We start from the raw sequence: 12,543 nt of genomic DNA on the forward strand, positions 1-12,543 counted from the left end.
CTTCTCCTAATTATTTAAGTGAAATAACAGATTTAACCCACTACCGACTATATCTGGCAAGGATGAAGAAGCCTTAAAAGAATTCAAGGTGAAATATGCTTTCGAAGCCTACAGGTTACACTTTACCGCGCTCATTTGTATCTGCATTTCCAAACGAACCAAAACCATCTGTATAACCACCATGTGGTTTGGCAATATAGGAAAGCTGTTTTTCAATTTTCACGACCTCCAAATATTCTGGAATAAGTGTTTTAGTACAGTAACAAGTCCAGTCACTATTTTCAACATCAAACTCAACACTAGCGTTAAAACCTAAGGCTCTTGCCTCCAATGCAACTTGATTACCTTTCTGCTTTGAAGGTACAGCAACAAAAAAATCAATTTCCATAAGTTCTGATAAATTAGAACCATTTTTAATGAACCGTCTAAGTGCGTCTCCTGTTGCATCATTTGGAATATATGCCATTCATATCACCATGGACAGACTAAGACTAGTACTGTAACTTTACTCATCGTAATCCCCCTCATCAAATAACCACTTTGGTAAAGGATCTGGGGGCAATGGACTATCAGTATGACCAATAAATTCATCATATTGACACCCGCCTAGAGACATATTTTCATTTTGAAGTAAATCCAAACGTTCTTGACCAATAGGCATATTATCAATTTCAGGATAATCAGTTATTGCTTTAAGAAAGTTATTAACGGCTGTAGCGACAAACTGATCACCTTCTTTGGAAAACATCCCATAAGAAATAGGATAGCTACTGTCTTCTTTCTTCCAAACAAAGAAATAATTAAGCGTAAGATGAAGATCCTCTCTAACATCTGTATCCGTCAGTTCTTCATATTTCTCAGCGAGTAGTCTCAACTCATTGAAAAAAACTTCTATCGGATTTTCACTAACTTTGTAATCCATTTAGAGATCACCATCTTGTAATCGGTATTTACGACCGGGAGATTCAATTTTATTGTAATTGGAAGAACTCTTCACACCTCCATTTGCATCGATACGTCTTGACTCTTGCTTGAATGCATCTCGCGTATTCCTTGCACGTGTGAAATCTGTAGCCACATGAGGGTCATTTTCATCCTTAGCCCATCTTTTAGCAGATTTCTGAGATCGAAATCGAGATCCTTTACCTGAATAGGTTTTACCACTGAGATGTGTATTGGTATAAGAACCAACATCCTTGAGATAAGCCTTACTTCTAACCTTAGTAATCTGATTCTTCGTCCAATTGATACCAGTTTTAACAGTGTTTTTAATGCCTTGTTTACCTGATTGTAATGCGGCAGCAATAAAAACCGTATCTGCGGTTGGGCTAATAGGGGTATTCATTATATCAAAAGCAGTTAACCCAACCGAAGCTATATCAATGCCATAATCTATAACATTATCAACGATATTTTCGAAGCTACTTCCTGAAGAAAAATAATTCTGATCCTCTGTATAGCTAGGCGTATAGGCACTGCTATTAACACTAGTCCCATAAGGATCAGAGTAGTTAATCGGGCTATTAACCGCATAAGCATATTTATTAATTCCATCAATAAACCCTTTAGGGTCTTGCTGAGTAAATCGACCTGTTTGAGGTTGGTAGTATCTGGTTCGGTAGTAGATTAAGCCAGTGTTGTTAGGCTCTCTACCTTGGTAGCCGTATTGGGGTGTTTTGGTGGTGCTTTGGTTTTTAGTGTTTCCCCAGCTGTCGTATTGTTGGTAGCTAGTTAAACTCCCTTGTTGGTCGGTGGTGCCGAGGATGTTGTTGTGTGCACCTTGTAGGTAATAGGTGGTTTGTTCTGTTTCGTTGTATCTGCTGAGCGGTTGGTCTAGGCCTAGCTGGACGTATCTGTAATGTGGGTTGGTGCTGTCTCTGGTGGTGTATTGGGCATAGATATTGTCGCCATTGTAGTGGTATCTTGTTTTGTTGGGGTTGTTGGGGCTATTTTCGCCGATAATTTTTTCTATTCTTCGACCTTGGCTGTCATATTGGTAGTGTTCGGTGGGAATACCTGTTTTATTGACTTGGATTAGTTCTTGGTCGGCATTATAGATTAACTCTATTTCGGTGCTTCCTGTACAGTCGTTTGTTGTGGTATTTCGGGTAACGCTGGTGCCTTGGCAGTCTTTAATCTGGTTGCCGTTGCCGTCGTAGATAAAGGCTTGTTTGAGGGTGCCTGTGGATGTGGTGCTTCTGATTTCTATCAGTTGGTTTGTTGCATCGTGGATTGATATTTCTGTGCTTTCTGTCCCTGTACTGATGCCTGTTGTTTGTTGGGTTCTATTGCCGAATGCGTCATAGCGCCAGTTTTGTTTTGTGGCGGGACTTTGGTTGTCTGCTTGTGTCAGTCTGCCCAGTGGATCATATAGGTAATCGGTAGTTTCTGTCGTATTGTTTAGGGTTTCTATTTTTTGTTTTATTCTACCTAATGGGTCAATTTGGTAGTGTTGTTCGAGTATTGGATTGCCGCTGCCTGTGTTTTTGACTAAATGGCTTTTTAGGCTGTCGTCTGCACGATAGCTGTAGCTTTGGCTGATGTGGTTGGGGTTGCTTTGTTGGGTGAGCCTGCCGCCGGCATCATAGGTAAATTGAGTGCTGTCCCAGTTGCTGTCCCATAAAGTGGTGAGTCGGCCTGTGGGGTCGTAGCGGTAGTCGGTTTCTTGGCCTTGGTTGTCGGTTAGGCGGTCGAGTAGTCCACCTGGGCTGTATTTATAATGCAGGGATTTGGCGGTGGCTTGGCCTGTTTCTGCTGTCCAGCTTTGTCTTGCGTCATAGCTGCTTTTTAGGCGGTGGCTTGCATCGTATTCATAGTTGTTGATGCTGTGCTTGTCTTGTGCCTGAGTGATTTTCCCTAGCGCGTTATAGTCGTAGCTGTTTGTTCCTGCGCTGTTGTTTTTTTGTTTGAGCAGGTTGCCTTGTTGCCATTGGTAGCTAGTGATGTCGTTGTTGCCATCTTTGCTTTGGCTAAGCTGGTTGTGGTTGTTGTACTGATATGTGTGGCTTCTGTTGAGTGCGTCGGTGCTTTGTGTGAGTCGATTAAAGTCATCGTAGTCTTGTTGTTTCTGTAGGCTGGTTTGATCCTGTTTTCTCTCGGCTGGATCGGTTGTATAACCTGCGTAAATATCAGTTTGTTGCCCTAATAGATTGTAGTGATAAAGGGTTACGGGGTAGATCGTTTGATTATAGGTGACTGAGTCTAGGTTATTATCCAGATAGCCGGGCTGAACGATTCTGATGGCTCTGCCTGCGGCATCGTATTCGGTTGTGGTGCTGTGGCCTTCGTGGTCTATATATTTGCTAACTTGTCCTGTGGGGGTGTAGTGGTATTCACTAACTCGGTTGAGGGCGTCATATTTTCTATATAGGCGGCCGTTGTCACTAGCACCGTAGTATTCATAACGCTGTGTATTGCCGTTGGGGTCGGTAATGCTTTGGATTCTTCCCAGGGCATCCAGTTTTCGGGTGACTTGGTGCTGTCCTTTATCTTCTGCACTCGTCCAGTGGCCGCGTTGGTCGTAGTCTAGTGTGAGGGTGTAGTTGTCGGGGTCGGTGATTTTTATCAGGTTGCCACTACGGTCGTACTGGTACTGGCTAGTCTCTCCGCCGGCATCAATGCTTTGGCTGAGTCTTCCCGCTTGATCATAGCGGTATTGTTCGCTGTCGTGCTGGGTGTTGCCTATCAGCAGCTGTCTTTGTAGCAGTTGGTTGTCTTGGTTGTAGGTATAGCTGTGGAGTTGCCCTTGGTTGTCGCTGCTTTGGGTGCTTCTATTGTTGCTGTCGTAATGAGTTTTGGTTGGGTACCAACTGGCATCAATACCTTGTGTTTTCCTACCCAGGGTATCGTAGATAACAGTAGCGGTTTGGCATTCTTGTTTGTCTGTAGTGTTATCTTCATTCAGATCAGCGGCACCACAGCGGCTAATATTTATTAGATAAAGCGCGTTACTGTCATAAGTGTTTCTGACAATAGGGCCTAAGGGTAGTGTCCCGCTTTCTTCTATTAATGATTTAATTTGCTGGATTTGAATATTATTGCCGTATCTGTCGTATTCAAAGCGTGTCCAGCTAAGAACATCGGTTTCTATCGGGGTGTAGGGAGTTTTATTGGTTTCTGGATCTCGGTCTATGCCTGCTTTTAATTTGATACTGTCGGTCAAGTTGCCTTGGCTGTCGTATTGCATCAGATTGATATTGCCGCGGGCATCTTGTACTTTTTGTGCTTGATGATAAGTGTTGTAAAAACCGTACTGAATAGTATCACCAGAGGGCTGGGTGATTTTTATTAAGTCACCGGTTCCGTTACTGTTGTATTCATATTGGGTTTTTAATCCGCCTTTATTAGTATGTGCCAATCGGTTTAACGGTTCTGCAGGATCATATTCAAAGGTTTCTGTGGCACCATCAGCATCCACAACCTTAACTGGGTTTCCATATTCATCGAAGAAGTGATGTGTAGCGTACCCGCGCTCGTCTGTGACGACCGTTTCACGACGAAAGTTATTGTAATTAAATCGTATGCTGCCACCGAGATCGTCCGTATGTCTGAATACTTGGCCGTTGGCATAGTATTCAAAAGTCATACCTTTACCTTCGGCACTTTGTTTTCTTTTTAATAGATGGGCTTTATTGTGACCGTCTGCTGCAGTGTAGTAATTGTAAATCAATGGAGCCATAGTTCCTTCCACTACCAAAGGGGGTTTGACTTCGATTAAATCACCGGCTGTATTAATATTATAGTGCCATTGTCTACCACTAAAGTCAGTTAAACTTTCGATATAATGGCTACTTCCACCATTGGCATAAGCCAAGGTTAAACTACGGTTTAGATCATCACTGACACTAAGGAGTTTATCCTGATTGCTATTATTGTAATTAAGGGTGAGCTGGTTGTTATTTTTATCTTTTATGAATAATAGCTTGGCTTTTTGATCATTTGTTGCGCCTGCATTTGAGGCAAAGGTGTAGGTCAGGCCATTTTTCTGGGTAATACTGTATTGGCCATTGCTTTCTCTTTTTAAAACGACATGTACGCCGACATCATTTTCAAAGTCGGGGCTGTTGGTGGGGACGGTTGCCCCAGGTAAAGAAAAAAACTTCTCGCCGCCAGAGCCATCTACCCAGCTGACTTTTACGCGGTTGTCTGCGGTATCGTGGCCGTAGAATTTTAAAAAATGATTAAAGCTATGTGTCCAGCCGTAGCCTAGTGGGCTGTCTTCTGGGTCTTGGGAGTTGTAGGTTCGTTCAAAAACAAACGACAGGCCACCCCGACCTGGGATGATCAGGTCTTGCTCGTTGTGGTAGAAGTTTCCTGTGACTAGGTTAACTGGATCGCCGCTAAACACTTGATTAACGTTAAAACCCTTTGAGGCGGTGGTGGAGTTGTAAGGGATACCAGTGTTGACTATATGTTCATTAACCACGGGTGGAATGTAGCTAACAGGGACATAACCTATATTTATATCTGGGTTGTAAATAACCGGAGGGGAAGAAGCATTTCTGGGGAGTGTGTATCCACCAGCATAGCCACCACTGATAATATATCCAGCCTTAACAGCACCATCACCCTGACAATTATTACATTCAGCAACAAAAACCACCCCTTTCCAGCTATCATATAGAATCTGGCTTCTAGGTACCTTAACCGTGTAACCTTTATCAATATAATTGCTTTTTATACTATTGATCTGAGCAGTGCTGTAGTTTAATGAGGAATCGGTATTGGAGGTAAATTTACTCTGCTCACTTTCCCAGTTACTACTTGTTAGTTGTAACTCTTCTATCCCTTGCTCATTAGCAAACTGTAATCCTCGCACAGACGATACTGCATCAAGTGCTGCATTTTCCTGCCAGATATAAGATTCATATGCCGATGCGGAATAACCTGAAAGCAAAAAGCTATCCCAATCTATTAGACCTGTAGTTAAATCAATATTTCTAGTTTGTCCTCCTGGTATATCCACCAGCATACCCCCGCGATGAACGGCAAAGGGGATATCAAACAGATATTCGACTTTCATTTTTGTGGAGGTTAAGCCCATATGGTAACCACTGTCTCCTGTACCATTACTTAACAAGGCAATGGTTTTAGTAGAGTCACTCAGGTGCCGCATATATTGTAATCCGACAATATGTAAATATTCACCTTCCGTCTCATCCACATTGCTATTAGGATTTCTATTATCTTTTATCGCTTGTAATAATTGTTCACTTCTTTCCGCTAATAACCGATCACTAATATGGAAAGCATAGGTTTGCAGTGCATGCAGATTAGTGGCGTCTATATTGGTAAAATTCACCTCATTAATAATATTTGTTGCTGCAGAACTAGCTTCGCTTGGTGGATGATTATTAAGACCTTCATCAAGCGTTATTTTATAGCTCAATTGATTTCTTGAGGTACAAATCCCAGTGGATTCTGTGCCACTTGCCAGCTCAACACCTTCTAATTTAAGACTGGCGATTATATTAATGCTACAAGGTAAAATAGTATTTAAATTTTCATCCAGTCGCCAGTTGTTTAATGCTGTCTGATTCGAGGGTGTTGCACCTTTAAAAGATAGCGTTAGCCGTTTTAATAAGACTTGGCTAAACAATAAATCTTTCTCAGGCAATAAAACATCACCCGATGGTTTTTTAACGCTGACTTTTAAATGATAGCGATGAGAATCAGGTAATACAGCTGTTTCTGAGTTACTACTATTACTCCAGTTGAGGTATTGATCAACAAAATATGGTAGTGTGGTGGGTAAAATATCATAGTTAATCTGTGCTTTTTTACCTTGAAATGGTATATCAGATAATGCTTGCCCATTAGCTAGTTTTTTCGATATTCCCTCTTGATAAAATTCATGCGGTAATTTATTGGTTCGATTGGACAGGTAGCTGGCATAATCAAATTTTACATTAATCTGAATGCCCGCTTGATATTGATGGTCTTCGATGCTCGGGTCTAATGGTATCCATTGGTATCCATTTCCACCGGCATGAATACCTCGGTAATTAGAATATGGAATGCATGCTTCTACCCAAACCTGATTAAATGTATTGCCAATAATATCCCCAGAATCGTTTGTAACAACTCGTGCGCCAGCCGGATTTTGTCCTCTTGCTAAACGTCTTGCTGCGGCTTTATACGTTTTAGTACTTAACCATCGAGGTGCTTTTCCATCCTGACCTAAAGCGGTTTTATCTGTATAAACAACCTTTCCTTTTACATAACGAGACGGGATATTAGAGGCTCGAAGTAAAGCAATTAATAAAGAAGCTTGATCTGTTGCACCTCCGCTTTGGCTGTGCAATGTACCTACTGCACCTTTAAGTGCGCCATAATAGGGTTCAAAGGTAATTTTTTGACTGACATAGTTAAAAATTCTGGCTGGTGAATACTGTAGTTGCTGTGCTAAATCTTTAATCTCTTGTGACAAAATGATGTCAACGCCATCCGCTGCCAGATCAGATGCTACATAACTACAACTGCTTGCTTCGGTGGGCAACTCTTTCGGTGCTGCCTTAGATTCATTTATTAATGCTGTTACCAACCATTTTACAAGACCTATTAGATGATGATTTGTCTGTTCATCCCATTGGCTGATATATATAGGTTGATTGGTTTCTCCCCGTTTTGTAAAGTTAGCTTCTGAGGTGGTTATCAGTTTTTCATCGATGGATTGCGTAAACGTTGTAAGCGTTTTATCAACCGGTAAATCAACCGCTATATATTTAAATGACCTTAATAAGGTTGCCAGACTTTGTATCTTGAATTTTCTTTGTCCTATGCTACTTTGTTCTACTTTTTGTATTGCCTGTTTTATCTGTTTAAAACGTGATGATATTTTTCGTCCTTTTTCTTCAAATTCGGTAATTTGCGTTGCTAAGCCACTGCCAATCAAATCTTGTAAAATTTGGGCATAATCAGACTGATATTCACTTTCCAGATTAGCCATTCGTCCACGAAATATTGAAAATACGCTGTTATCAATGACCTCTGTCTGTTGTGTTTGAGTTTCTTTATGAATTTCATCTAAGGTATGTTGTAACCGATGATAAAAATAATTACCTTGCTCTGTCATGTCATCCACTAGCTCCTGGATAGACGGTGTTTGTGATAAAGACAGGGGGAGAGTGTTTTTATTCGCTTGTAAAGAGCTACTAAATATTAAGATACCTAAGCACAATAATAGATTTTTTTTCCATTTTAGAGCGTTCATATGAGTCCTTGTTTATTTTTTTATGTGTTATTAGGATTTTTGTGAATTATCTCTGTAAAGAGTCTTGATAAGAAATGTAAAAAAAGCCCATTAAAACTAACATCCATACTTGGGACGTGCATTTAAGGTTGAGGGGTAACCGTGATTTTTGCCAGTACATTCTCAAACCAGCCATGCTCATCAGCGACTTGGTAAGTAAAATTAAAATAGCCAATTTGGCTGGCTGAACCGCTTAGCACACCCGATGAATAATCCAGTTTAATACCTTGTGGTAAAGAACCATAAACAATACTCCAAGTATACGTACCGCTACCACCTTGGGGAGAGTATAGTGTTGTATTTAATGTTTGTTGAATATGAATGTTAGCGACATCCAAGGCATATGTAATACCCTCGATTGCCTCGCCATTCCCTACTGAAAATTGATGACTATCAGGTTTGGCTAGATTAGTCCCAAGTACTGTTTCAACTTGATCAGGAATACCATCATGATCAAAATCGGCAAGCGTCTCGGGTGTTGTCATTTGTGAAGCGGATAACGTTGGCAAAACACCTGCTTCCCAATCCCCCCCTGCTTGTTGCTGGTTTACCAAAAAATCTTGTGCCTGCCTAAGGTCTGTTTGGTGAGTGGTGTTTGATGCAGTTGTATTGCCATAACTTTGGGCAAGTAAGATTGCTCGCGCAACTTGCGCTGTTTCATAAACCTGGCCAGTGGTTGTAATGCTGTCTTCAGCATAGCCTCCGTCAGATTTTTTCTGACCATGTAACCAGACAAGACCGCTATTAATAAAACTGTCCACGCCATAAATTGTACTATATCGACTTAATGTCATTAGTACTTGTGCTGTAGAAAGAATACTACTCTGGGTAGGACTCTCATTCATCGACCAACTACCATCGGTATGCTGCTTAGTGACAACGAAGCTTAGTGCATTGATGAGTGAATCGTCATTATTGCCACTCATCTTTAATGCTTCTGAGGCAACAACGGTATCAATGACGCTTTCCCTGTAGCCTGAATAAGCACCCCAGCTAGAATTATTTCCGCCGCGTAGAGAAACTAACTGCGTCAATTGTTGGCTATGATCCGCACCAGTCAAGGAAAGAGCTTTTACAATAGCCGATAAACTATCTGTACTATTAACGACCTGGTTACTTAACCAGCTTTGTCCCGCCAACGTAGAAAAACTGCCTTTCATCCCATAGCGTGCTAATACCTGGATTGCTTCAGCCGTTGTTTGTACACGAAGATCAACCTGTTTACCCCAGCTGCCATCTCCATTTTGATTTTGAATAATCCAAGCCAGTGCATTATTTCGAGAGATTTCAAGTTCCGCAATAGTAACAGCCAGAATCTGTTGAGAAAAAAAAGATAAAAAAATAAAAAAAGCAGGGATTTTCATTAAACCAACTTATGGTAATTACAATTTTTTTAATCGTACCATAGTTTAAGGTAAATTCTGCCGAAAAAAACTTACTTCTCTCATTGTCTGCGATCATTAAAGGGCTCTTTTCATTTTCCTGTTGATATCGAATTTAATCTGAATCTGGGTTAAAATAGTCTCCCTAAAATCAAAACGTCTTGTGTTTTATGACACAATTCACGCTACCTTTAGCGCGGAGTCGCTATTTGTGTGAAAGCTTTTTTTGGGCATCCCAGCCTAAGCAAGCGGCAAAAACTTAACGCGACCGCTCATGCCTTCGACACACCAATTCGGCCTCCTCACCTCGTCCGCTGAAAATCAGGGAAACGGAGCTTAGCGAAGTGATGATTTTTAGTCCGCGATAGCCGTAGGGCTTTTTTTGTGGCAGACGCAGGGCGGCTGGAACATTACCATTCGCTGCGTAGGGGAACAAATTGCGGCGACAGGAGCCCCGGAATTTCGTGAGGTAGCATGGTTCGCCTGAATTTTTTTAGAATGTTTGGTATTTTACCAACAGGAAAGTAAAAAGAGCTAATTAAGAGGTACTAATGAGAAATTCAAAATTGAATACTAAATATTGGGTGGCTTGTATCTTTGCAGCCACCGCATTTTTCAGTCATATTTCCATATCCGATACTACTAAAAACAAAACTGAGTTAAAGATTATTAAGAGTAACGTCTCAGAAATTAAGAATATAATTACGGGGATATCCTATCCTGATCAAGATGATGAAACGGAAGTAAGGTTTCGATGGCGTTGTAAAGACAGTGATTATCCCAAGGTAGGGGCTTGTGTAGATGATTTTAAAGTGGGTGACAAAGGTCCTGCTGGCGGCATCGTTTATTACACTACTAATAATGGAGAGCATGGTTTAGAGGTGAGTTTAGTCGACTTGGGGTTCTCCTCTTGGGGATGTTCTGGAACCTCTGTTTTAGGAGCACGAGGAGCAAAAGTTGGGGATGGTAAAGCAAATACAGATGCAATTTTAGCTGCAGGTTGTGCCTCGGAAACTTCAGCCGCATATTTAGCCGCTCATTACAAAATCAACGGCATTTCTGGCTGGCACTTACCCTCTAAAGACTCTCTAGATTTTATATATATCGCGTTTATACAAATATGGGGGATTTCCGCTGATCCCGATGGCAACAATTTCTATTGGTCATCTACAGAGGACAACGCTCATTATGCATTTACGCGAACGCTTTCTCATTCTTACAAAGAATCAGATAATAAGGGGGATTTTTTCGGTAGTTTAGTACTACCTGTTCGTCCTTTTTAACCGATGTATAGATAAGTGTCATAGATATCGAGTGGATTTATTTTTTTTACAATATCCCTCTTTTTAAGTCTTTTCTTAAAATCAACCATCGACTAAAACCTTTTAATTTTTAATTACAGTAAACCACAATGAGAAGGTAAATAATTGCAAAAGTTACCCGGTTCTGTCGCAAAAAACAAAATCACCCTATTACCTACGATCATAAGATTTAATTTCAGCCAAAGAAATTTCACATGTTCAACTAAAAATGGTGCTATTTTTTAAGTTATTATTTTCCTGAATGACATATGATAATTGGCCTTCCCACTATATTATCGTAATTTTAATGATGGGCTGAGAAGTTTTTATCCTGCATGGCGTTTCACCCATTTGCCCCATAAAAACAGGATACAGTTGATTTTTACACAAACATTCGTTTTTTGCGACAGAACCGTTCAACATCATCTTTTTGCCAAAAGCTCAGTCAGTTCTTTTCACCACTTTCAATTTGTGTTTTTTCCCATTCGGGGATAAATACTTAGTTTTGTTACGCATGGTCGCTTGATGAATTTCTAGGAAACTTCAGTTTTTTTAATGCGGCGCAACATAATACATACGGCGTCAATAAGTGGAAGACCTATAATCCATAAAACTGTTACAGGCGAAATAACTCTATTTTCGCCTTGAGATACTGAAATAACTAAGTAACAGATTGTAAAGCCTAATAGCATGCTACCAGAATCTCCGAGAAAAACAGTGGCTTTTTTGCGGCCAAAAATACGCATATTAAAAAATAAAAAGGCGATAATTGCCGAGATGAATATTAAACATATCGTTGATATTTGGGAAATGTTCGTTGTTAATGCGAATATTAGGCTCATTATTATGAGTGATACGCCCCCAGCTGCTCCATCAAGACCATCGACCATATTAAAAGCATTGATTCCACCCACAACAGCTATAATTGTTATGGTAGTTGATAAATTGCCTAATTTAATGTCTCCAAACCCAAATAGATTTCCCAGGTTTGTAATTTCCATTCCACCCCAGGTAATCATGATTAGTGTGGCAATCATTTCTACGCCTAAACGCCACTTATGATTTAGGTGTTTGTAATCATCAATTATTCCACAAATGACAATAAGGGTTGCTGAAATTATATACCAGTAGCTTTTTATAGGTACCCAGTAAATGAGTATTAGCAAGCATAAATATATACTAATCCCCCCAATAAGAGGTATTTCACCTGAGTGATTTTTTCTAGAGCACGGCTTATCCGTGAGGCTGAGTGCTTTTGCTATAGGGCAGAGAACCAGCACAAGCAATATGGTTATAGCAAAAGGTAGAATAATTAACATTATATGAGTAGCAGTGAAAAACAGCAATTCAACCAATTATCCCGACGATGGTATGTGGCTGTTCGGCAAAATTACTCTTTCTATATGGAAAAGGAAAACTTTTCTTACCATTTCATGCCAAAAGATAAATAAGCGATAAAATCCCTTGAAAATATTAAAATAGCCAACACAGTTTCATCGCCAATTAATAGGTAATTGTTGCCGCAGCCCTCCTTTAAGTTCCTTCGCTTTGAGGAAGAAGGCTCGTTCAAAAACTAGGAAATTCATGACTTGTCATGCTGCATTTTTTA

General features: G+C 40.4%; 6 protein-coding genes. 1 reads left to right on the plus strand and 5 read right to left on the minus strand.

The features are described from left to right. Nucleotides 1-115: 115 nt before the first annotated feature. From CDZ78_RS04370 to CDZ78_RS04385, 4 genes are all read right to left on the minus strand, one after another. Nucleotides 116-466, minus strand: coding sequence for a ribonuclease E inhibitor RraB (locus CDZ78_RS04370; RefSeq protein WP_087868880.1), 351 nt, complete (start codon nucleotides 464-466; stop codon nucleotides 116-118). A gap of 39 nt (nucleotides 467-505) precedes the next feature. After that, nucleotides 506-922 carry a hypothetical protein gene (locus CDZ78_RS04375; RefSeq protein WP_087868881.1) on the minus strand — a complete coding sequence of 139 codons (417 nt, stop codon included), beginning with the start codon at nucleotides 920-922 and terminating at the stop codon, nucleotides 506-508. Further along, nucleotides 923-8,212: an RHS repeat-associated core domain-containing protein gene (locus CDZ78_RS04380; protein ID WP_087868882.1), complete on the minus strand. Its 7,290-nt coding sequence runs from the start codon at nucleotides 8,210-8,212 to the stop codon at nucleotides 923-925. Between the two features lie 122 nt (nucleotides 8,213-8,334). Further along, nucleotides 8,335-9,615 carry a putative Ig domain-containing protein gene (locus CDZ78_RS04385; RefSeq protein ID WP_087868883.1) on the minus strand — a complete coding sequence of 427 codons (1,281 nt, stop codon included), beginning with the start codon at nucleotides 9,613-9,615 and terminating at the stop codon, nucleotides 8,335-8,337. A gap of 569 nt (nucleotides 9,616-10,184) precedes the next feature. Between CDZ78_RS04385 and CDZ78_RS04390 the strand changes: the two genes are divergently transcribed. Then, nucleotides 10,185-10,916, plus strand: a complete 732-nt coding sequence (locus CDZ78_RS04390; protein WP_087868884.1) for a hypothetical protein — start codon at nucleotides 10,185-10,187, stop codon at nucleotides 10,914-10,916. Between the two features lie 551 nt (nucleotides 10,917-11,467). On the opposite strand, the gene CDZ78_RS04395 is transcribed toward CDZ78_RS04390, so the two are convergent. Beyond that, nucleotides 11,468-12,253 carry an undecaprenyl/decaprenyl-phosphate alpha-N-acetylglucosaminyl 1-phosphate transferase gene (locus CDZ78_RS04395; protein ID WP_087868885.1) on the minus strand — a complete coding sequence of 262 codons (786 nt, stop codon included), beginning with the start codon at nucleotides 12,251-12,253 and terminating at the stop codon, nucleotides 11,468-11,470. Nucleotides 12,254-12,543 lie beyond the last annotated feature (290 nt).

This window comes from Bathymodiolus platifrons methanotrophic gill symbiont (assembly GCF_002189065.1).
Lineage (GTDB): Bacteria > Pseudomonadota > Gammaproteobacteria > Methylococcales > Methylomonadaceae > Methyloprofundus.